Origin of the sequence: Mesorhizobium sophorae, assembly GCF_002270415.1 — a bacterium.
In the GTDB taxonomy this organism is placed as follows: domain Bacteria; phylum Pseudomonadota; class Alphaproteobacteria; order Rhizobiales; family Rhizobiaceae; genus Mesorhizobium; species Mesorhizobium sophorae.
On sequence record NZ_NNRI01000022.1, the window covers coordinates 924,784 to 945,873 of the forward strand.

Genomic DNA, 21,090 nt, shown 5'->3' on the forward strand with positions numbered 1-21,090 from the left:
TGATCCCTGAAAATGCCCGATCATCTCAGTGAGGACAAAGACATGAAACATTCAGCGGCCGAAATCCTGCGCGAATACGGACCCTTTCCGGGCGTCGACACCGTGCACGGGGTAAGCTTCGACGGGCGCAACGTCTGGTTTGCCTCCGGTGAGAAACTGAACGCCTTCGATCCGGAAAGCGGGCAGGCGCTGCGCTCGATCGATGTCGCCGCGCACGCTGGCACCGCCTATGACGGCCGGCATTTCTTCCAGCTTGCCGGGGATCGCATCCAGAAGATCGACCCCGACACCGGGGAGGTGCTGGCATCCATTCCGGCGCCCGGCGGCGGGCGCGACTCCGGGCTCACCTGGGCCGAAGGAACGCTCTGGGTGGGCCAGTACCGGGAGCGCAGGATTCACCAGATCGACCCCGAGACCGGGGCAATCCTGCGCACCATCGAATCCAACCGCTTCGTCACCGGGGTGACGTGGGTCGACGGCGAACTGTGGCACGCCACCTGGGAGGGCGAGCAGAGCGACCTGCGCCGCGTCGACCCGCAAACCGGCAAGGTTTTGCAGAAGCTCGACATGCCGACCGGCATGGGCGTCTCGGGGCTGGAATCCGATGGCGGCGAACGCCTGTTCTGCGGCAGCGTATCCGCCGGGGTGGTGCGGGCGGTGCGCCGGCCGAGATGAGCTCGCACCCGGCAAATTCGACCGCTGTCGACTGGTCGTTGCTCCCTGTCGAACCTAGATAGGGCATGCGCCGGGCGGACCGCCCGGATCATCTTTTGCAAAGGACCTGCCATGCCTGAACAGATACCGTTGAACGACGGCTCCGCCATTCCCCAGCTCGGACTTGGCGTGTGGCAAGTCGACCAGGATATCACCGCCCGGGTGGTGGGTTGGGGGATCGAGGCCGGCTATCGTCTGATCGACACCGCCGAGGGCTATCGGAACGAGGATGGGGTTGGAGAGGCGATCCGCAGCTCCGGCGTGCCGAGAGGCGAGCTGTTCATCACCTCCAAGCTGCGCAACGGCGCACACCAGCGCGATGCGGCGCTGCGCGCCTTCGACGAGACGATGGAGAAACTCGGCATCGAGCAACTCGACCTGTTCCTGATCCACTGGCCGGTTCCTGGCCAGGACAAATATGTCGAGGCGTGGAAGACACTGGTCGAACTCAGGCAGGCAGGCCGCATCAAGTCCATTGGCGTTTCGAATTTCAACCAGGACCATCTGGAGCGGATCATCGGCGAGACCGGCGTGACGCCAGTGGTCAACCAGATCGAGCTGCATCCCCAGTTCCAGCAGCGCGGTATCAAGGACTTTCATGCCAGCAACGACATCCGCATCGAAAGCTGGAGCCCGCTGGGCAGCGGTCGGCTGCTGAACGACCCGACCATTGCGGGCATTGCCGACAAGCATGGCAAGTCCGCGGCGCAGACGATCATCCGCTGGCACCTTCAGGAAGGGCTGATCGTCATTCCAAAGTCGATCCGCAGGGATCGCATCGCGGCCAATTTCGATGTCTTCGATTTCGAGCTGGATGCGCCGGACCTGCAGACGATCCGGGGCATGGATTCGCCAAACGGCCGCACCGGCCCAAACCCCGCCACGGCGTCGTTCCTGTTCTGAGGGGAAGGCTCTCCCTTCTCCCCTTGTTTGTGGGAGAAGGGCGCCTGCCTCAAGATCGCTCGATGGGCTGGGCGCCGGCCAGATAGCGATCGTTGTCAAACGGCTCGGCTTGATTGCTTTGCAGATCCCAGAGTTGTCGGTGGGTCGCCGGGAGATCGCCCAGATAGACATGAAGCGCGCCGGACCGTACGCTGCCGGTGTTGGCGACCGAATGCACGGTATGCCGGGGCAGGTGCAGCACGGTGGGCGCGGTGGAGTCCTGCCGTCGCGGGGCATCGAGCTTGCTGGCGGCATCGGGATAGATGAAGTTCGTCTCGCCACCCCTGTAAATGCCGATCAACGCGTCCATCAAATGGTTGTGCGGCGGGTACTGCAGACCGGGCGACAGCGTGATGTGATAGATCGTCAAATTCCGGCTTGCATGGAGAAGCACCTCGTCGTCTTCTTCTTCATGAACGAGCACCCCCAATGCGTGAAGACGGTTGGTATGGTCGCCCAACACCGCCCTTATTCGTGCGAGAGGATCGGGACTTCCGGCAGCGTTGACGATATCATCGACGACGGCGTAGAGAGGCGAGCCAACCGGAATAGCCATTGCCAGTTATCCCTTTTGAGATGATCAGATGATATATCTGAGATGCTCAAACCTACTCAAAGTCGATGGCGGCGTCAACCGGATCGCCAGAACGGAACAAGCATGACTCCTCGCGATTTGAATGCCGCATCGCCGAAACCGGCACTGTCCGCCGGCACGGCCGCGGTGCCGTCGACAGCCGATCTGCTGCGCAGCGAACAGGCGTACGAGCAGGTGAAGAGCGACATCGTCGCCTGCGTGCTTCGCCCCGGTGAAACGCTGACGGAAAAGCAGATTGGCGATCGATACCTGATCAGAAAGGCGACGATCCGCGCGGCGCTGACCCGGCTGATGCAGGAGGGCCTGGTCAGGAGCGAGCCGCGACGTGGCTATGTCATCACGCCGCTGACGCTGCGCGATGTCACCGAGATCTTCGATGTCCGCAGTCTGATCGAGCCGGAAGTGTTCAGGGTGGGTGCGTCGGGCCTCACCGAGCGCGGGCTCGAAGATGTCAGGCAGGCAGCCAGGAAGGTGTTGAAGCCGGAGACGCTGCGCAGCCACGTTGCATTCCTGGCGGCGGATCGTGCCTTTCGTCTTGCGTTGGCGGAGATGTCCGGAAATTCACGCCTGGCGCAGTTGCTGGGCCAGATACTCGACCAGTCGGAGAGGGCTCTCCACCTCGGATTCAGGTCGCGCGACTTCACGCAGCTGATCATCGGTCAGCAGAAGGACCTTGTTCATGCCTGCGAGGTGAGCGACGTTTCCGGCATCGTCAAACTTGCCCGCTCGCAGTGCCTCAAGCTCAAGAAGCAGGTGCTCGAAGCCCTGCTGGCAGGCGCCAAGCTCCGGGAAACCAATCTGCAAGACTTCGCTTGATGGCATCCGGTCTGATCGCGCGGCGCCAGCATCGCACGCAAGCTGGGGCGATTGACAACAGGACACGGGACTGACAGGCGTCGACCGGCGAAGCTGTCAATCTCCCCCCAAGTGGGGGAGATGTCCGGCAGGACAGAGGGGGGCGCTGTCCCGCCGACATATCAAGGCGTTCCGGCCAAACCTGCAGCGATCACAATATGTTGGCAGACATTGTCGATGTCGCGGACGACGTCATCATTCCAAAACCGCAGCACCGCCCAACCATCCTGTTCCAGACGCTTCGTCCTGACTAAGTCGGCCACGGTGGAATCCGCTCGGCCGTGTTGCGACCCATCGACTTCCACGACGAGCTTCTTTTCCGGGCAGGCAAAATCGATAATGTAGCCAGCGATCGGATATTGCCTGCGAAAGCCTAGGCCCATCAGCCTATGCGCGCGAAGCTCGTTCCAGAGCTTCAACTCGGCGTTGGTCATGACCTTGCGCATTGATCGAGCGTTTGCGCGGTTCTGCGGAGGCAACGGTGTGTGGGGCATGGCCATTTTCGATTGTGATTGAGGCTGGCGATCTAAGGCGCCCCCCTCTGTCCTGCCGGACATCTCCCCCACTTGGGGGAGATTGGCAGCTTAGCCGCTTTCGCCAACCTTCCGCAGCGTCCTCAAATCCCCGAGCCGTCGAGCTGCTGTGCGTCGTCACCCTCCCAGGGGGCCGGCATGGAGGCGCGGCTGAGATTGGCTGTCGGCAGCGGCATCCAGCATTTCAGTTCCGGTTCGGCGTATTCGACGACGCGTCCCGGCGAGGAGTCCGACGCGCGCCAGCCTTCGCTGGCGAACTGGTCGGCGCGCGACCAATAGGCGAGGTCGACTTCCGCCGGCCCCTGTTCGGACGGGCGAACCGTGACCAGGATGCGGCTGCCATCCCTCGGCGCCGTCGACATGTGGCGCCACCGTTCGGGCTCGTCCATCGCTTTTCCTCCTCGCACTTCCAGCGTCGGGGAAGTGTCGCCTCGCGCTCCGGGGCGGTCAACCCAAAGTTTGCGCCAGCGGGCGAGTCTCGACGATGTCGGAACTTGGCGGGATCAGGCGAGGTTGGCGACCGACATATACTGCGAGAGGGAACTTGAAAACGTCGGTCGCCAGGGGGCGGTTGGGACGCACCACGTTGGGGACGCGATGCAAGGTCAGGCTAAGCGGATGCGGCGCGGCTTCAATCGGAACGCCGTCACATGGTGAACAGGTGGTTACTATCCACAGGGTTCCCTTGTTGCGGATGATCCGGAGACGGTCTTTGGCCTGTGCGCAACACGGCGCGGGCGGCCATGCGCGCTCGACGGGCTGTGATCGGGTTGATAAGCCCGTCTGCGAAAGGAGCGCCTGAGTCGAGATGACCGTTGCGATCGAGATGGGACACACGACCGCAGGCGCCCCGGCGACGCTCGATCTCGAGGAGCTCCTGGCGACGCGCCTTTTGGTGCAGGGCAATTCGGGCTCCGGCAAATCGCATCTCTTGCGGCGGCTGCTGGAGCAGAGCGCCCCCTGGGTGCAGCAGACCATCATCGACCCCGAAGGCGACTTCGTGTCGCTGGGCGACCGTTTCGGCCATCTGGTGATCGATGCCGAGGAGCATACCGAGCGCGGCCTGCAGAGCGCCGGCGAGCGGGCGCGCATCCACCGCGTCTCCACCGTGCTCAATCTCGAGGGGCTCGACGCCGAGAATCAGATGCGGCGGGCCGCCGCCTTCCTCGGCGGGCTGTTCGAGGTCGCTCGCGACCACTGGTATCCGATGCTGGTGGTAGTGGACGAAGCGCAGCTGTTCGCGCCGGCGGTGGCCGGCGAGGTTTCGGACGAGGCGCGCAAACTCTCGCTTGGCGCGATGACCAATTTGATGTGCCGTGGCCGCAAACGCGGGCTTGCCGGCATCATCGCCACCCAGCGGCTGGCCAAGCTCGCCAAGAACGTCGCCGCCGAGGCATCCAATTTCCTCATGGGCCGCACCTTCCTCGATATCGACATGGCGCGCGCAGCCGACCTTTTGGGTATGGAGCGGCGCCAGGCGGAGGCGTTTCGCGACCTGGAACGCGGCCAGTTCATGGCGCTCGGTCCGGCGCTGTCACGCCGGCCGCTCGGCCTGCGCATCGGCCCGACCGACACCAGCCCGCGCAACGGCACGCCGCGGCTGATGCCGCTGCCGGAAGCAGCCCTTGAGGACGCACGCGCCATCATCCTGGCAGCGCCGCCACCCGAGACGGTGCGGCCGCAACGCCGGTCGTCGCCGGACCTGCTCGATCAACTGATGGCGGCGAAGTCGGCGGCACTCGAAATCCGCCCCGAGCCGGTGGAGCCGCAAATCAGCGCCGAGGATCTGGCCGAGCGCCGCGAGCGTGTGGACCGTGTGCTGCGCGCCATCCTGGCGCAGCCGGACGCGGGCTTCCGTGTCATAGGCGTGCTTTATCAAGAGTTCGTGGTGCGCTGCCGCATCGAGGGCCTTGCCTCGGTGGTGCCCGATCTGCCGGAGTTCCGCCGCATGCTGACGGGCGCCCGCGCCGGGCTCGGCTCCGACATGGCAGCAGGGGATGACGCCTGGCAGGACGTCTCGGTGCGTGCCTCGCTGCTGCCTGATGATATGCAGGGCGTGTTCATGATGATCGCCAGGGCGGCGAAGGAGGGCTGGCCTTGCCCGAGCGATGCTGCGATCGCCCGCGCCTATGGCTCCCACTCGCTGCGCCGTGCCCGGCGTCTCCTCACCTACATCGAGGAGCAAGGCCTCATCGTCTGCCAGCTCGACGGGGTAGGCCGGCGTACCGTGACGCTGGTCGAACTCGCCTGGGCAACGGCCCCGGGCGACCCCAACGCCGAGGAGGCGGAGCAGGGACGCCTGGCGGTGTGAGGCGGTAGCCTCAGGTTTCCGGCCTGCCGCGAATTTGCGCCAGTGCCGACAGTCGCCAGCAACCGCTGGCCGTACCTTTTCGGAACCATGCGCCTCATACTTGATGTCTCGGTTTCGAGCGCCAGTGTCGTTCAAAACCCGCCATTTCGCATACGCCCGCCGGCATTTTCCCGGCGAGAATATGACCGCAGCTTGACGTAGCGAGACGTCAAGATGCGGCCGATCTGGATGAGGTTCAGAAGCACAAAGAAAACATTCCAGCCGACCACGTTCATGAGCGGCGCCGGCTGGCTGTAGAAATACACGGCGAGACAGATTGCTGCTGCAGTCGTCAGTATCCGCAGCCGCAAAATATCCAACGTGAAGCAAGCGACCACATACATGATGTTCGCCATGTTTATAAGAATTTCCATTTTCCAATTCCATCTAGTTGCGAACGATCAAATACGATCGTGCTTCAGATGCTCTCGAACGGCATACGAGATTGCATCGCGTCGAAGGCCTATGTCCTTCGGGATATGGTCTGGCAGAGCGCGCAAAGCCCTCTCGGTTCTGCGAGCCTTCAGCCCAATCGAAACATGCTTGAGGTAGTGAAACATTGTTTTCTCCATTCGGTAGGATTCGCGGGCGCTGGTATGCGGGCATGCCGCCTCCAACCGCCGTCTGTTCATTGCCTGTTGGTTGCGCGATGCTGCCCCACGCTGATGACGTGAGGCAGCAACTGGACTCCGTCAGGCGGCCGCTGCTGAAATCGGATCGTTTTGAAGGGTGACGGTGTCGGCCACCGGGTAGAATTCCTCTCCCGGCATGCCGACGCGCTTGGCGTGATCCCGGATGGCCTCGCCGTCTTTCGCCTAGTAGATGCAGAAGGTGCCGATGCGCCCATCGGGTTCATTCACCACGTAACTGCGGATCCAGCGGACTTGGCCCGGCATCTGTTCCTTGGCGACCTTCGCTGATTTCGCGCCGGCGGCTTCGAGTTCCTGCAGAGATGCCCATGCGCTAGGGCGACGGATGACATAGAGGTTCACGATTTTTCCCTTTCGCTATCGCGCCGACCCATTGTCGGCGCCGCTGGTGCCATGCGTGTCTGCATGACAGGGAAAAATTACCTGCTGAGGGGACTGACCGTCCTTATCTCGAGCTTATCTTTGGCTGATCTTCGCCCCGGATAGGCGGCAAGAACTGATCCGTAGCTCATCGCGGCAGGCAAGCGAGCGGCGTTCAGCTGATGAGCTCTTGCCTGGGACCATCGATGAGCGTTTGGCTATCGGGCAAAAGGCTGTGGCGAAGCAGTGCGGCTTCTTGGTCCAGGCGCTGCGATCCCAGGTGACGAGCCGATCTTTCTGCCGCTGTGATCTCTACTTTCGCGCCGCTGACGTAGCCCGAGCCGAGCAGAGCTCTTGCCAACTGCAGGCGAATCCTCGCCGCATGATAATCGACACCGGCGCTTGTCCAAAGTTGCCGGGCCAACAGCAAGAAGGCGATTTTTGTTCGGGTCGTCTGGCTTGCAGAGTGCAGCCTTTGTTTCGGCTATCAGCGCCTGTGTCGCCGGTTGTTGCCGGCGTTGTGGTTGTGCATCGATTTCGGTCAGATAGATTGAGGCTTGGTTCGAGCGTCCACCGCGTACTGCAATGCAGGCTGCATTGACCAACAGGTTTCCGCGCCGCTGAAGATGGAACCATGACACCCCTTGTAAGACACGGTCAATTGCAGCGAGCGCACCTTCCAAGTCGCCGGTTTCGAACAACAGCAAGGCATTGCCCGGCTCCGCGTCCCAGCCAAGTGCATAGGCCTGATCGTAGTCAGCTCGCGCCGACGCGAGATCGCCGATCATGGCGAAAATATCGCCACGGACCCGAAAGCCCTCGCCAAGCGACCACGATTCCTCTGCAGAAAGTTTAGGAAGCGCCTCTTTTATGCAAGCCAGGGCCTCAGGCAAAATCTGTTGCGCCGCAACCACTTCGGCACGATGAAGGTCACAGGCCCCTGATGTTTGGGCAAAGCTTGCGGTACACCAGCTTTCAAAACCTTCGCTCCACTGGCGAGCACGCGACCAATCGGCGAAAGTCCTGCAGCTCCAGAGGATGTTGCAATAGACCAGGCTACCGGTGATTGGGTCCACCTGGCTCGACAACGCGATCGCCGCCGCATGGTTTTGCTGCTCGTTGCCCTCCTCGATCTTCCCAAGCGCCAGATTGTAAAATCCCTTGTAGGTCAGGGTCAGGGCTCGCAGGCCAGGGTCATCGCAATGTTCAGCTATCGAGTGGGCGGCCGAAGCCAACTGAAGCGCTTCCTCAGGGCGGCCGCCTGAGGATGCAAGACGTGACTTCATCCTTAGCAGATACGATTCCGTGCTCGCGTCCTTGGACTGAGAAAGAAGCGAAGCAGCACGTTCCAGCCATCCCTCCGCAACGGCAGCCGCTCCCCGTTCGGCTTGGATCTTGGCAAGTGTCACAGCGGATCTGGCGGCGCGCGCTGAATCCCCAGCCTCGATATGAGCGGCAACGGCGCGGGTCAGCATAGGGATCGCCTCAGTCGGCCGCCCTCCGCATTCAACGACCAAAGCCCAAAGATCGATATCGGCCGGAGAGAGCTTCAATATCCCCAAGACCTGCGAAGAGCTTTGCGGCCGCGCTCCAATCGCGTGCCGCCGCTAGCCTGCGGGCCTGCGCAAGATTGTCATCCCCCGCGAACGTGGCAGGCCGCACGTAGCCCAGTCCTGGCTCATCGATAGCGAAGCGATAGCCGTGGCGGACGTAGCTGTGTATTGCGTCCTGCAATCCGCCCGCTGCAAGGGCCTTGCGTGTAAGGCTAACCACCCGCTGAAGCGAAGCTTCTGTCACAATGACATCCGGCCAAAGAGCGTCCATCAACTCCTCTTTGGGTACAACTCTGCCTGCGTTGCGAACCAGATATACGAGCAAGTCAAAGACAAGCGGCTGGATTTTCTGCCCAACGCCCTCCAGGGACGGTTTGCGGGCAGCTTCATCAAGTTCGAATTGTCCAAACGAATGGTGCATCGCCGTCTTCCGATGCTGCAGTCTACCTTATCGGTCCCAGATATGGGAGCGGCCCCGTTCTAGTTGACGGCAACCCGACTTAAGCTTGCAAAGAGAAGCGCCCGTGACTGTCATTCTTTTGGTTCACGGAGCGTGTCTTGCCGGGTGGGCTTGGCGAAAGATGGCGAGACAATCCGAGATCGCCCAGGACAGACCTTCGGCGGTCGCACGGTTGTCAACTGCTTCGCGCACCCTCTGAGGACATTCACTGGCTTGAAATGAAATGCGCTGCAGGGTTGGCACTGCCAAGCGGCAAATCAGGCCAGCAGCCGCCACATGCGCACGCGACCTGTGCCACGCAATTCGGTTTCCTCGAGTGGGTCGCAAGCGAAATCTGGTCCAAGCAGTGTGTGAGTTGCATCCGAAATACGGATTTCATCGGGCTCGGCGGACGTTTGAATCCGTGAGGCGAGATTGACGGTGTCGCCCCACAGGTCATAGGCAAACCGCTTTTTGCCTATGACGCCGGCGACGATCGGTCCTGAGTGAATTCCAATTCTCAGTCTTAGCGGTTCTCCTGCGAACCGTTCGCGCCGACCCGCCTCGCGCAGTTCAAGTGCATAGTGCGCAAGGGCTTCCGCATGATCGGATCGCGCGATGGGCAGGCCGGCGACCACCATCACACAATCGCCGATTGTCTTGATCTTTTCGCAGCCATATCGTTCCGAGAGCTGATCCGCCACCTTGAAGAAGTAATTCAAGATAGCGAGCGTCGTCACGGCTCCGACGCTGCGCGCTCTTTCCGTAAAACCGACGATGTCGGCAAAAAGCACACTCACCTCCGCGTGGTTGTCTGCAATCTGTTCGTGCGCCTTTAGCCGCTCCGCGATCGACGCCGGAAGAATGTTGAGGAGCAAGGTTTCGGCGCGCTGGTATTCACGCGACAATCCCTCCTGGCTCTCCCTCAACGCCTCGTTCGTCGATCGCAATTTCTCGTTGAGTTGACGCTCCCTCTCTTGCAGGAGCGTCATTTCATAAGCCTTCTGTTGAAGCCGCTGCCTGTTGTCGCGTTCGGCGGTGGCGTCAAGAACGAGCAGCCACACGCAGTCATCGTCAGCAAAAAGGTGAAGGTCCGCGACACGCCCGCCGGGCAGTTCGATCATGGCCATATGAAATGGAAGCTCCGGACAAGGCAGCAAGCCTTCCATGAATTCAAGCTGGTCGCTAACTGGTTTGCCAATGCGAAGTGATGAGAGCCCGTAGTGCTTAAGGTTGCCGCCCTTCGCAGCGATGCAAAGCTCCGCGTCAATTTTCAGATATGCGACAGAGTGCTCACGGTAGAAGAAGTTGAAAATCCAGCTTCTGACTTCTCTTGGCAATCCATGCATGGTCTATTCAGTGACCATCGAAGCAAGCTGACGAAACGCATCATCGACACATTCACCCGAAAGCGCGCTTGTCAGATAGATTTGCCATCCAAGTTGCCTCAGTCCGTCAATCTCACTATCCGGTATTGCCCACCGATCGGCCAGATCGGATTTGTTGAACAGCAACACGAACGGCATAGGCCCGAATTCGGCTTCGACCCGCTCGCGCAGCGTGAGCGCCACGGCAAGAGTGGCGGCGCGGGTTCCATCGACGACAAGCACGAGCCCGGTCGCACCTCGCACATAGCTGACACGGAATGAGCCGATATCGTCTTCGCCGGCTAAATCCCACAAAATCAGATCCACGGTTTTATCCGGGAGTACGACACTCTTCTTGTCGATTTTCACTCCCACCGTGGTCAAGTAGGTTTCCGAAAAGATGCTTTGCACGAACCTGCGCACCAGGCTCGTCTTTCCGACAGCGAACCCGCCCAACATGCAGATCTTTTTTTGCAGCATCGTGGGCCCCGCCCTAGTCCAGGTTTACCGTAACCGAAACCCGGCGATTGGTGGAGCTACCAGTTTGAATATTTTCAGGCACCAACGGCTCGAAAGTTCCCGCGCCCCGAACCAGCAGCAGTTCCGGAGGGACGCCGCGCTTGTTGAGAAGCGCGCGAACTGTCTCGGCGCGGGCGGCGCTGATCGACGCGTTGGCCGTCTCACGGCCAGTGGCGTCCGAATGCCCGGTTAACATGAACCGCGCTGTTACGCCTGACTTGCGGGCATTCTGGGCGAATTCCTTGATTTGATCCGCCAACCTGTCGAGAACCGGCACCTGCTCTGGTCCCGGCACAACTTTGCCGGACGAGAAGAAAATATCGGTCGTCTGGATGGCTTCCCTCAAATAATTAAGTTCTGCAAGGTTCAGCTCACGCAGCTGCGAGACATCCAGAACCACTCCGTCCGCCGAAAGTTGCTCGGAGGCGGCCTGCGCCCGGGTGATCCAGGCGGCAGGAGCCTCACCCACGACAACGATGCGACCCTGGACGATCGAAACCTGAACCGATTTCGGCGGGGTCAGCGACGCCGTCAGCCGCTTCACCACGAACTTCGGATCAAGGCTCTGATAGAATTGCCACTGTGAATGAACGCGGGCAGGATCAACCTCCGTTCCGGACAGCAGAGCTTGCGGGTCGGCGGCAAGCGGGTCTCTCAGGCCGGAAATGTAGAAATGTCCACCCCTCGCCGTTTGTTGGGCGACTATGATTCCCGGTTGGGCCTCAAGTCGCGACACATAATACTGCCAGTGCTCTGCCGCGCGTGCTTCGGGGCTCACATCACGAACCTTGGAGATGTCGAATTCCGGTCTGCCTGCCGAAAGCTGTCGGGCCGCTGCGCGCGCCTTATCTATCCAGGTGTCGGGAGCCTCACCCTCGGCAACGATGCGATCATTGACGATCGAAAATCGTACTGTATCCGGCGGATACAGCGACGCCGTGAGCCGCTTCAACACGAACTCTGGCTCGAGGCTCTGATAGAATTGCCACTGCGAATGAACCCGGGCGGGATCGACCTGCGTTCCGGACAACAGCGACAGCGGGTCGGCGCCAAGCGGGTCTCTCAGGCCGGCAATATAGAATTGGCCGCCGCGTATCTTTTGTTCTGAAACGATGATGCCCGGCTGGGTCTCCAGTCGCGACACATAGGCCTGCCAGCGCTCCGCCGCGCGTGCTTCGGGGCTCACATCACGAACCCCGGAGATATCGAAGACCGGCCCGCCTGCCGAAAGCTGCTGGGCGGCGGCCTGCGCCCGGTTGATCCACGTGTCGGGAGCCTCACCCTCGGCAACGATGCGATCATTGACGATCGAAAGCCGTACCGAATCCGGCGGAGCCAGCGACGCCGTCAGGCGCTTCAACACGAACTCCGGCTCGAGGCTCTGATAGAATTGCCACTGCGAATGAACCCGGGCGGGATCGACCTGCGTTCCTGACAACAGCGACTGCGGGTCGGCGGCAAGCGGGTCTCTCAGGCCGGCAATATAGAATTGGCCATCGCGCATCTTCTGATCTGCAACGATGATGCCCGGCTGGGCCCCCAGCCGCGACACATAGGCCTGCCAGCGCTCCGCCGCGCGTGCTTCGGGGCTCACATCACGAACCTTGGAGATATCGAAGACCGGCCCGCCTGCCGAAAGTTGTTGGGCGGCGGCCCGCGCCCGGTCGATCCACGTGTCGGGAGCCTCACCCTCGGCAACGATGCGACCGTTGACGATTGAAAGTCGTACTGTATCCGGCGGGGCCAGCGACGCCGTCAGCCGCTTCAAAACGAACTCCGGCTCAAGGCTCTGATAGAATTGCCACTGCGAATGAACGCGAGCGGGATCGACCTGCGTTCCGGACAACAGCGACTGCGGGTCGGCGGCAAGCGGGTCTCTCAGGCCGGCGATATAGAATTGGCCGCCGCGCATCTGGTGTTCCGCAACGATGATGCCCGGCTGGGTCTCCAGTCGCGACACATAGGCCTGCCAGCGCTGCCCGGCTTGCCAGGAAAGAAAGAACCAACCGCCTGCAGGTACCAAAACCAGCAGGACTGCAGCCACCACCAGCCACGGAAATCCCTCGTTTGAATCCTCGTGCTTCAGTTCAACACAGGTCTGTAGCTGCGCCTCTACGCCGGCCAACTGCGAACTGTCGCCGTCAAACTGCTCTAGAGCTTCTGAGCTCTCATCGTGGATGCGAAGCAGTACGTCGCGAATTATTTCATGTAATTCCTCTGGCGGATTTCCGCGGATCACCGCAACCAAGGTCGCAAACGGTCCAACTTCCGACCAAAGGCGAAGCTCCCCGAAACGGATAGTGTCCAGTCCGCTCTGTTCTTTCTCGTTGAATGAGTCTTTTACAAAATCTTGAATTGCACTAAGCATCGAAGAAATTAGTTGAGGGTCTTCGCTCGTTGCATTTTCGGCGGCTACATGTGTAATCAATAGCCCGGAATTGCGGTTAATGAGAAAGACATGCTCTACTTGATAGGAGAGGGAATGCTTAAGGACAACTTCTGAGAAGCTCGTTCCTGTCCTCCAGGCTTCAAATCTCCACTTAAGTCCATGCCAGGTAAATATATGCCTTAAAGATTCGTTCAGCGACTGAAAGGTCTGGTCGATCTTTTCGCCGATCGACTTGCGAATAGCCGGCAGAAACACCGGGTATAATATATCCGTCAGCGTGCGCGGGTTCTTCTGGATGGACCGTCGCACGGCCCGCTCGACAACTGGCGCAAAGGCCTCGCCGAGTTGCGCATGAGACGCCGATGCGGCTGCGCTGGGGAGAACGTCCCCCACTGCGGCCGCAAGCTGCTCGGGTTCGTCGAGCAGGTGCGTAACGCGTGAAAGCTCAGAAATTTCGCGGCCGACCAGCAGCTCGCGAAGTGTGTCCATGCGATGGTCGGCGGCTGGAACGTCGAAATGCGCATGATTGTCCGGATCGACGTTCCGGGCAATTTCGACCAACAGCCTAGCCAGAGCCTCGCGATCAATCTCGGTATCGTTCGAGGCTGTACTTTGAGGAAGGTTGACTGGGTCGACGGTTGACGTCAAATTCCGATCAACTCACTTTCCAGCTGCGTTCCGAGTTGTTCTTGTTACCGACGGGATCCTGATTCAGACATTTTGCAACCTCGACAAACAGACCAGCCAAAAGATTTCGGTCGGTCTTGACGTTGCTGAGATCGGAGAACATTTTCTCCATGATCATCTGAACGGTTTCATTCTTTTGCTTGATATCCTCACGCAGCGAATGATCATTTCGATTCATCCGATCGGCAACGTCGCGCTCAAGCTCGCTCAATTGATCCGACAACGCGCGCACCTGCTTTTCAAGTGCCTGATTTTGCTCGCGAAGATTCCGGTCAATCTCCTTGTCGGCCTCGGCTCGTGCGTCTTTTTCGTTCCGCAATTGCGCCGCAAGCGATTCGACCTGCTTCTTTGCATTTGACTCGTACATTTCGAGATTGCGCTTGGCCTCGGATTCGACATCCTTGAAGCGCTGCAAGAACCGTTCTTCAAGCTTGGAAAACCGGCGGTCATAGTCCTGCATCTGGTTGCCGAACAGCAGATCGCGTATCTTGTCGACACCTACAGCGTCGCCGGAGCCTCCGCCCTCTCGAGCCTGGGCCGCCATGAAGTTCAGCCCGTTACCCTCCGCATTACCCATCAGATTTACGTCCGCTTTAACTGCTGGAGAAGCGGCATTCGCAGATTCCTTGGCCATCTTTTTGCCCCAATTGCCATAGTGCAAAACTCGGAAACAGATAAATATGTCAGTAAATTAGCCATGCCGCAAGCTGGAATCTTCCTAGCTTAAGCCGATCCCAGCGTCCCCTTTTCGCCTCTTGAACCAGCAACAAAGGCACGAGTTCCGATTGGCGTCACTCTTGTATTTCTTTGTAGTGGCGGCCAACGCCGGCCAGGCAAATCGCCCGTTGTGCGCAATCTACTTGCGAAAAGTGCAATACGATTTCTGTTATAGGTACTATATTTTATATAGATTTCGCAGACTCTTTCGATTCATCGAAACTCGCGGACCTGTCGGCGCGCGTACTGCCTCACATCCAGCTGTATACTGCGACCGTCTGCTTCCGATGCGAACCCAAAGCTAACAAGGAAGGTCTTCTTTCGGGACGGAGAATGGCTGTTCGAGAATGCCGGGGACAGCGACGGTTGTCGGCGGCAAGGCTGCCTGTTGCCTCTGTGGCCGAAACGCGGCGTGGCGCGGATATTCGGTTCCGCGCCCACGCCCTACCGCTCCTCCACGATCCGCAAATACGCCGCCGTCACGAACAGCACGATCAGCCCGAACAAGATCCGCCTGGCCCCTTCCGGCATTTGCAGGATGGTCAGCAACGTCGTCAGCACGGTGAGGATCAGGGCGCCGATGATGGTGCCGGTGTAACCGCCGCGGCCGCCGAAGATCGAGGTGCCACCGATCACGGCTGCCGCCACCGAAGGCAGCACCAGCGGTTCGGCGAGCGACAGGGAAGGGGCTTTGATCAGGCCGATATAGAGCAGGCCGGTGATGCCGGCGAGCACGCTGGAGATGACATAGAGCGCGGTGATGACCTGCCAGTATTGCACGCCGGAGAGGCGCGTCGCGCGCTCATTGTCGCCGACGGCGTAGAGCAGGCGGCCGAAGCCGGTGCGGCTGAGCGTGAAGACGATGAGTGCGGCCAGCGGCACGAACAGCAGCAGCGCGTTGGGAATGCCGTAAGTCAGGCCGGTGCCGAGCCAGGCGAGGAAGTCTGGTATCCTGGCGCCCGACGCGATCACCGTGCGCTGGTAGACCTGCAGGCAGCCGGTGCCGATCAGGCTGGTGCCCAGCGTCATGATCAGCGGATGGACGCGGAAGACGCCGACCCCGATGCCGTTGACCAGTCCGATCAGCACCGCCGGCATCATCGCCAGCGCGAAGGCCACCGCCGGGTCCTGGTTGACGATTTGCGTGGCCATGATGAAGGCGCTCATCGTCGCCACCGTGCCGATCGACAGGTCGATGCCCCCGGTCAGCATGGTCATGGTCTGGCAGCCGGCGAGGATCGCCAAGGGAATGGCGAATTTGATGGTGTTGGCGATCCAGCGCTCGTTGACGATGCCGGGGCGCAGGACCTGCAGGATCACCACCAGGATGACGAGCAGGATGATCAGCGGGATCAGCGGGCGGTCGGCCATGAAGCGCTTTACGCGGCGGCCGAAGGGGACAGGTTGGGGAGAGATCGCGGTTGTGCTCATGACGCTCGTGCTCGCGATTGGTTTCGCCCGATGTTGGTTCGGTTGACGGGAGAGGATGGTGCTCCATGGCGCCCCATTTCATGCTCACTCATGACTGCCGGCTCCGCATGGTGATGAAGGCGCCGAACATCACCACGGCGACCATGATGGCGCCTTCGATGATGGCGGTGACGTTGGGGTCGATGGCAAGCAGCGTCAGGTCGGTGCGCACCAGCCGCAGCACGAAGACGGCGACGATGGGGCCGAGCAGGCCGCCTTTGCCGCCGCCGAGTGCGACGCCGCCGAGAACCACCGCCGCGACGCTGGCGAGCAGATAGGGGCCGGGAATGGGCGCACCGATGCCGGTGCTCATGGTCAGAGCCAGCCCGCCAAAAGCGGCGAACAGGCCCGACAGCGCATAGGCGATGATGCGGGTACGTGCCACCGGCACGCCACTGCGGAACGCCGCCAGCTCGCTCGAGCCGATGGCATAGATGGAGAGGCCGAGGCGGGAGCGCCTGAGCGGTATCCAGATGATGCAGAGGCAGACGATGAGCAGCAGCAAAGCCTTGGGCTGCCAGGCATCGATGCCGTCGGGCAGGCCGGGTATCGGCACCGTGCCCGAGATCAGCGCCTTCAGCCATTCGGCCGCGGCACCGCCTGGCGCATTGAGCACCAACAAGGCAGCGCCTTGCAGCACGAACAGAGTGGCGAGTGTGACGACGATGTCGGGCACCCGGGTGACGACGATCAGCATTCCGTTGATGGCGCCGAGCACGAAACCCATGGCGAGCACGAAGGGCACCACGAACAGCGCGTATTCTTCGCTGGCGCCTGACATCATCGAGGCGGCGGTGACGCTGGTCAGCGCCATCATGGCGGCGACCGACAGGTCGATGCCGCCGGCGATGACGACGACGGTCTGGGCGGCGACCGCAAAGGCGTAAGGCAGCACGGCGCGCACCAGCGAGCCGAAATCGCCGCTGCCATAGGCCGGCTGGATCAGTTTTGTGGTGATGAACAGGAGGACGAAGAGGACGAACAGGCCGGCGACCCAGCCCTGGCGGCGCAGGAAATGGCTCATGGCGTTGCCCCCGGCGTGTTCGAATCCGAGGAACTCGCGCTCTCCGCGGAAGACGAGTGGGGATCTGCCAAAATGCCGATATCGGCCTTGGCGCCGCGCGGCAGGCCGTAGGCGGCGCGCATCAGCGCCGGCTCGTCGGCCTCCTCGACCGCGAAGATGTCGACGACGCGGCCGCCGAAGATCACGATGACGCGGTCGCAGACACGCTGCACCTCCTCCAGTTCGGAGGTGTAGAACAGCACCGACTTGCCGTGGCCGGCGACCTCGCGCAGCAGTTTGTAGATCTCCTGCTTGGTGCCGACATCGATGCCGCGCGTCGGGTCGAAGCACAGCAAGGTCCGTGTGTCGGCGGCGATCCAGCGGGCGATGGTCACCTTCTGCTGGTTGCCGCCGGAGAGACGCTGCACTTCCCCTTGCGCGCGGGTATCGATCTGCAGCCGCGCGATGGCGCTGACCACCTTGGCGCGCTCCTGGCGCATGGCAATCGGCCCCCAGTTGCGCAAGGCGGCACTGAAGGGCAGCGCGATGTTCTCGCGCACCGAGCGCTGCATGGCCAGCGCCTCGGCGCGGTCGCCTGGCACATAGGCGAGGCCGGCGCGGATGGCGTCGATCGGGTGGGAGAATTTCGCCGGCTGGCCGTCGACCTCTATTGCGCCGCCCGATGGACGGATCGAGCCGGCAAGAGCGGCGAACAGCTCGTCCTGGCCCTGGCCCTCAAGCGCGACGACGCCGGCGACCTCGCCATCGGCGAGATCGAAAGAGACATCGTTGAGCTTGGTTCCGACGCGCAGATTGCGCACCGCCAGCCGCGGGCGGGCAGGGGCGGGCGCAGCCTTTTGGGCAGCGCTGCGGGCGGCGACATGGGTCTTGACGATGCGTGTGCCGAGCATCAGCTCGACGATCTTTTCCTCGACGCCGGGCACGATGTCGACGACGCCGACGGTCTCGCCGTCGCGCAGTACGGTGGCGCGGTCGCACAGCGCCGAGATCTCAACGAAGCGATGCGAGATGAAGATCACCGCGCGGCCGCTGTCGCCCTGGCGGCGCACCACTTCCAGCACCTTTTCGGCAAGGTTGGCGGGCAGCGCCGCCGTCATCTCGTCGAGCAGCAGCACGTCGGGCTCGACGGCCAGCGCACGCGCCAGGTCGAGCACGCGCAGCACGGCCAGCGGAATGTCGCGGGCGGTGTCGCGGATATCGAGATCGGGAATGCCGAGTTCGCGCACCCAGGCGCGGAACGGCTCGACCGGCGTGCCGGTCAGCCGCAGATTGGACAGGACGTCGAGATCGGGGATCAGCGACGGTTCCTGGTAGACGGGCAAAAGGCCGGCGCGGCGGCCGGCGGCGGGTGAGCGTATGTCGCGGGCCTCGCCACGGATCAGGATACGCCCGGCATTGGCAGGAATAGCGCCGGTCAGGATCTTCACCAGCGTCGACTTGCCGGCGCCGTTGGCGCCCATCAGCGCGTGCACCTCGCCCGGCAGCACCGACAGCGATGCGTTGCGCAGCGCGGCAACGGCGCCGTAATTCTTGGCGACGCCGGTGGCGTCGAGGAGCGGGTTGCTGGTCAAATCCGGTGGTTCTCGGGTTGCGTGCTCGGATCACTGCGAATGTCAGCGCCGCCCCTCACTGTCCTGCCGGACGACGACGTTCCTCTCCCCGTCTCTATACGGGGAGAGGATGCCGGCAGGCAGGTGAGGGGCGGCGCCGACCGACGGCCGTTAGCGAAAGCCCAGACTTACTCGCCCGGGCCCTTGCAGGCGACGATCTGGTCCTTGGTGTAGGTGGTCCAGTCGGGGATCGAGATCGAGACCGGCCATTCGGGGCTCAGCGACGGGTCGGCGGCGGCCTTCAGCTTGGCCTTGCCTTCGTCGGTGGCGTTCTCCCACAGCTGCGGCTCGACCAGCACGGTCTGCTGTGCCGGCTTCTTGCCGTCGAGGATCTGCAGCGCCAGCGTCACGCCAGCGCCGCCGATCGAACCGGGGTTGGTGACTGCGGCGCCGACGAGACCCTTGACCGAACTCAACTGGCCGACGAAGCCGGCATTGTCGGCACCGACGATCGGCACCAGCGGCGCCTGCGACTCGACCAGCGCGTCGACGATGACGTTGTCGATGCCGGAGGTCCAGATGCCGTTGATCGGCGTTCCCGTCGAGAGGAAGGAAAGGATCTGCTGCTTGGCCTGGTCCTGCTGCCAGCCGGTGAAGACTTCCTGTGCGACCTTCACGTCGGGGAATTCGGCCAGCGCCTTCTTGAAGCCCTTGTCGCGGTCGCTGTCGGCAGACGCGCCGGCGGCACCGCGCATGTAGAACACTTCGCCCTTGCCGCCCATCTGGCCGAACAGCCATTTGGCGCCGAGATAGGCGTACTGCTCCTGGTTGTTGGAGATGATGTAGGCCGACGGTTCGGTGACCGCCTGGTCGACGGCAACGACGACGATGCCGGCCTTGGTGGCTTCCTCGAGGCCCGCCTTGATGCCGGCCGGATCGGCCGGGTTGACGACGATGGCGTCGACCTTGGCGCTGATCAGGTTGCGGATGTCTTCGAGCTGGCCGGCCGCATCGGTGTTGCGGTGGGCGATGTTGAGCTTGGCGACCTCGCCGGAGGCCAGTGCCTGCGCCTTCATGGCGCAGACCATCTCCTCGCGCCAGCCATTGCCCTGCACGGTGTTGGAGATGCCTATGGTGTATTTGCCCGCGGCGGACGAAGCGCCCACTGAGGCCAGGAAGGCCGCGCCGGCAAGTAGCGGGACCATGGTCAGATATTTCTTCATTTCAGATTTCCTCCACATTGTTTTTCAGTTCAGTTCCAAGTCGTTGAAGCGTGCCGCTTAGAAAGTGATTCAGGCTGCGCGCCTTAAGTTCTTGTTCCATGCATGTCGTTGTCCCAAAATCGCTCCTCCGCGCTTTGGGCGACATGCATTTGCGCCGTCATTTTACGAACGGACGCAGCACATCGCGGGCAAGCAGGAAGCCGCGCTTCACCTGATCGTCGCTGCCTTCAAATCGCCTGTCCTCGTGTTCGATGATGATGGGTCCGTCATAGCCGGCCCGGTAGAGGCCGGAGAAGAAGCCGCTCCAGTCGACATCGCCGAGCCCCGGCATGCGCGGCACCTGCCAGCCTATGCCAGCCGAGAGGATTCCGCGCTCGTAGAGTCCATCATGATCAATCATCAGGTCCTTGGCGTGGGCATGCAGCATGTAGGGGCCGAATTCCCGGATGAAGCGGGCCTGGTCGATCATCTGCCAGACCAGATGCGAGGGGTCGAAATTCATGCCGACATCGCCGCCCCAGGCTTCCAGGATGCGGCGCCAGACCTGCGGCGAATAGGCGATGTTGTGCCCGCCCGGCCACTCGTCATAGCTGAAGATCATCGGGCAGTTCTCGAAGGCGAGCTTGACGCCATGGCCGCGCGCATGGGCGACGATTTCGGGCCAGATCTTGAGCGCCTCCTGCCAGTTGACGTCGACGGTCTTGGCGGCATCGCCACCGCAGAAAGTGTTGACGACAGTTACGCCCATATTGGCGGCCAGCACGATCACCTTCTTGAGATGGCCGATGACAGCCTCGCGGTGGGCAGCGTCGGGGTGCAGCGGGTTGGGATAGTAGCCGAGGCCGGAGACCGAGAGGTTCTTCTCCGCCAGCGAGGCGACGATCTCCCTAGCCTGCGCGGCGGAAGTCGAGGCGGCGTCGATGTGGCTGGTGCCGGCATAGCGGCGGCTGGCGCCCGACGATTTCGGCCAGCAGGCGATTTCCAGCGCCTCGAAGCCGGCGGAGCTTGCCCAGCCGGCGACCTCGCCAAGCGGCGTCTCCGCGAAGGGTGCGGTGAGCAGTCCAAGTTTCATCATGCCTCCCCTGAACAGTTTATCGTTTCACGGAACGAGGAACCGTTCTATCCCTTTGTTTTTGACGCAATTCCGGGCGGA

General features: G+C 61.8%; 20 protein-coding genes. 4 read left to right on the forward strand and 16 right to left on the reverse strand.

The features are described 5' to 3' along the window. Positions 1-42 precede the first annotated feature (42 nt). Entirely contained in the window at positions 43-675 is a 633-nt protein-coding gene (locus tag CGZ66_RS35615; protein ID WP_095091771.1) for a Vgb family protein, read from the forward strand. Between the two features lie 111 nt (positions 676-786). Further along, positions 787-1,617: an aldo/keto reductase gene (locus CGZ66_RS35620; RefSeq protein WP_095091285.1), complete on the forward strand. Its 831-nt coding sequence runs from the start codon at positions 787-789 to the stop codon at positions 1,615-1,617. Between the two features lie 49 nt (positions 1,618-1,666). Here CGZ66_RS35620 and CGZ66_RS35625 read toward each other — a convergent pair whose 3' ends face one another. Next, complete coding sequence (locus CGZ66_RS35625; RefSeq protein WP_095091286.1) at positions 1,667-2,212, reverse strand: autotransporter; 546 nt, start codon at positions 2,210-2,212, stop codon at positions 1,667-1,669. A 102-nt stretch (positions 2,213-2,314) separates the two neighbouring features. Here CGZ66_RS35625 and CGZ66_RS35630 point away from each other — a divergent pair, with 102 nt between their 5' ends. Beyond that, positions 2,315-3,067 (forward strand): GntR family transcriptional regulator, encoded by a 753-nt coding sequence (locus CGZ66_RS35630; RefSeq protein ID WP_095091287.1) that lies wholly within the window; start codon positions 2,315-2,317, stop codon positions 3,065-3,067. Between the two features lie 161 nt (positions 3,068-3,228). On the opposite strand, the gene CGZ66_RS35635 is transcribed toward CGZ66_RS35630, so the two are convergent. Further along, on the reverse strand, positions 3,229-3,600 hold the full coding sequence (locus tag CGZ66_RS35635) for an endonuclease domain-containing protein (protein WP_095091772.1): 372 nt from the start codon (positions 3,598-3,600) through the stop codon (positions 3,229-3,231). 122 nt (positions 3,601-3,722) lie between these two features. Next, a complete protein-coding gene (locus tag CGZ66_RS35640) occupies positions 3,723-4,028 on the reverse strand; it encodes a hypothetical protein (protein WP_095091288.1) in 306 nt (101 codons plus the stop codon). Between the two features lie 419 nt (positions 4,029-4,447). On the opposite strand from CGZ66_RS35640, the gene CGZ66_RS35645 reads away from it, so the two are divergent. Further along, positions 4,448-5,950 carry a helicase HerA domain-containing protein gene (locus CGZ66_RS35645; RefSeq protein WP_095091289.1) on the forward strand — a complete coding sequence of 501 codons (1,503 nt, stop codon included), beginning with the start codon at positions 4,448-4,450 and terminating at the stop codon, positions 5,948-5,950. Between the two features lie 131 nt (positions 5,951-6,081). Here the strand turns inward: CGZ66_RS35645 and CGZ66_RS35650 are convergent, their stop codons facing one another. The 13 genes from CGZ66_RS35650 to CGZ66_RS35715 form a co-directional block, all read right to left on the reverse strand. Next, entirely contained in the window at positions 6,082-6,363 is a 282-nt protein-coding gene (locus CGZ66_RS35650) for a hypothetical protein (protein ID WP_143748944.1), read from the reverse strand. Between the two features lie 441 nt (positions 6,364-6,804). After that, entirely contained in the window at positions 6,805-6,981 is a 177-nt protein-coding gene (locus CGZ66_RS40475; RefSeq protein WP_206073837.1) for a nickel-binding protein, read from the reverse strand. 236 nt (positions 6,982-7,217) lie between these two features. Continuing rightward, complete coding sequence (locus CGZ66_RS35665; protein WP_095091292.1) at positions 7,218-8,474, reverse strand: ATP-binding protein; 1,257 nt, start codon at positions 8,472-8,474, stop codon at positions 7,218-7,220. A gap of 31 nt (positions 8,475-8,505) precedes the next feature. After that, a complete protein-coding gene (locus CGZ66_RS35670) occupies positions 8,506-8,973 on the reverse strand; it encodes a winged helix-turn-helix domain-containing protein (protein ID WP_095091293.1) in 468 nt (155 codons plus the stop codon). A gap of 296 nt (positions 8,974-9,269) precedes the next feature. Then, positions 9,270-10,340, reverse strand: coding sequence for an adenylate/guanylate cyclase domain-containing protein (locus CGZ66_RS35675; RefSeq protein WP_095091294.1), 1,071 nt, complete (start codon positions 10,338-10,340; stop codon positions 9,270-9,272). A gap of 3 nt (positions 10,341-10,343) precedes the next feature. Beyond that, positions 10,344-10,838, reverse strand: a complete 495-nt coding sequence (locus CGZ66_RS35680) for a Rab family GTPase (RefSeq protein ID WP_095091295.1) — start codon at positions 10,836-10,838, stop codon at positions 10,344-10,346. 13 nt (positions 10,839-10,851) lie between these two features. Beyond that, complete coding sequence (locus CGZ66_RS35685) at positions 10,852-13,827, reverse strand: OmpA family protein (RefSeq protein WP_245331363.1); 2,976 nt, start codon at positions 13,825-13,827, stop codon at positions 10,852-10,854. Between the two features lie 94 nt (positions 13,828-13,921). Then, positions 13,922-14,587, reverse strand: a complete 666-nt coding sequence (locus CGZ66_RS35690) for a hypothetical protein (RefSeq protein ID WP_095091773.1) — start codon at positions 14,585-14,587, stop codon at positions 13,922-13,924. A 527-nt stretch (positions 14,588-15,114) separates the two neighbouring features. Continuing rightward, positions 15,115-16,101: an ABC transporter permease gene (locus CGZ66_RS35695; RefSeq protein ID WP_095091297.1), complete on the reverse strand. Its 987-nt coding sequence runs from the start codon at positions 16,099-16,101 to the stop codon at positions 15,115-15,117. Between the two features lie 88 nt (positions 16,102-16,189). Continuing rightward, on the reverse strand, positions 16,190-17,164 hold the full coding sequence (locus CGZ66_RS35700) for an ABC transporter permease (protein ID WP_095091298.1): 975 nt from the start codon (positions 17,162-17,164) through the stop codon (positions 16,190-16,192). Further along, positions 17,161-18,735, reverse strand: a complete 1,575-nt coding sequence (locus CGZ66_RS35705) for a sugar ABC transporter ATP-binding protein (RefSeq protein WP_095091299.1) — start codon at positions 18,733-18,735, stop codon at positions 17,161-17,163. Before CGZ66_RS35705 ends, CGZ66_RS35700 begins: the two co-directional genes overlap by 4 nt. A 167-nt stretch (positions 18,736-18,902) precedes the next feature. Beyond that, positions 18,903-19,937 carry an ABC transporter substrate-binding protein gene (locus tag CGZ66_RS35710; RefSeq protein ID WP_095091300.1) on the reverse strand — a complete coding sequence of 345 codons (1,035 nt, stop codon included), beginning with the start codon at positions 19,935-19,937 and terminating at the stop codon, positions 18,903-18,905. 157 nt (positions 19,938-20,094) lie between these two features. Continuing rightward, a complete protein-coding gene (locus CGZ66_RS35715) occupies positions 20,095-21,009 on the reverse strand; it encodes a sugar phosphate isomerase/epimerase family protein (protein WP_095091774.1) in 915 nt (304 codons plus the stop codon). Between the last annotated feature and the right edge of the window lie 81 nt (positions 21,010-21,090).

Coding starts and splice junctions, on each gene's coding strand:
- CGZ66_RS35615 (WP_095091771.1), top strand. CDS start 43: ATGAAACATTCAGCGGCCGAAATCCTGCGCGAATACGGACCCTTTCCG.
- CGZ66_RS35620 (WP_095091285.1), top strand. CDS start 787: ATGCCTGAACAGATACCGTTGAACGACGGCTCCGCCATTCCCCAGCTC.
- CGZ66_RS35625 (WP_095091286.1), bottom strand. CDS start 2,212: ATGGCTATTCCGGTTGGCTCGCCTCTCTACGCCGTCGTCGATGATATC.
- CGZ66_RS35630 (WP_095091287.1), top strand. CDS start 2,315: ATGACTCCTCGCGATTTGAATGCCGCATCGCCGAAACCGGCACTGTCC.
- CGZ66_RS35635 (WP_095091772.1), bottom strand. CDS start 3,600: ATGCCCCACACACCGTTGCCTCCGCAGAACCGCGCAAACGCTCGATCA.
- CGZ66_RS35640 (WP_095091288.1), bottom strand. CDS start 4,028: ATGGACGAGCCCGAACGGTGGCGCCACATGTCGACGGCGCCGAGGGAT.
- CGZ66_RS35645 (WP_095091289.1), top strand. CDS start 4,448: ATGACCGTTGCGATCGAGATGGGACACACGACCGCAGGCGCCCCGGCG.
- CGZ66_RS35650 (WP_143748944.1), bottom strand. CDS start 6,363: ATGGAAATTCTTATAAACATGGCGAACATCATGTATGTGGTCGCTTGC.
- CGZ66_RS35665 (WP_095091292.1), bottom strand. CDS start 8,474: ATGCTGACCCGCGCCGTTGCCGCTCATATCGAGGCTGGGGATTCAGCG.
- CGZ66_RS35670 (WP_095091293.1), bottom strand. CDS start 8,973: ATGCACCATTCGTTTGGACAATTCGAACTTGATGAAGCTGCCCGCAAA.
- CGZ66_RS35675 (WP_095091294.1), bottom strand. CDS start 10,340: ATGCATGGATTGCCAAGAGAAGTCAGAAGCTGGATTTTCAACTTCTTC.
- CGZ66_RS35680 (WP_095091295.1), bottom strand. CDS start 10,838: ATGCTGCAAAAAAAGATCTGCATGTTGGGCGGGTTCGCTGTCGGAAAG.
- CGZ66_RS35690 (WP_095091773.1), bottom strand. CDS start 14,587: ATGGCCAAGGAATCTGCGAATGCCGCTTCTCCAGCAGTTAAAGCGGAC.
- CGZ66_RS35695 (WP_095091297.1), bottom strand. CDS start 16,101: ATGAGCACAACCGCGATCTCTCCCCAACCTGTCCCCTTCGGCCGCCGC.
- CGZ66_RS35700 (WP_095091298.1), bottom strand. CDS start 17,164: ATGAGCCATTTCCTGCGCCGCCAGGGCTGGGTCGCCGGCCTGTTCGTC.
- CGZ66_RS35710 (WP_095091300.1), bottom strand. CDS start 19,937: ATGAAGAAATATCTGACCATGGTCCCGCTACTTGCCGGCGCGGCCTTC.
- CGZ66_RS35715 (WP_095091774.1), bottom strand. CDS start 21,009: ATGAAACTTGGACTGCTCACCGCACCCTTCGCGGAGACGCCGCTTGGC.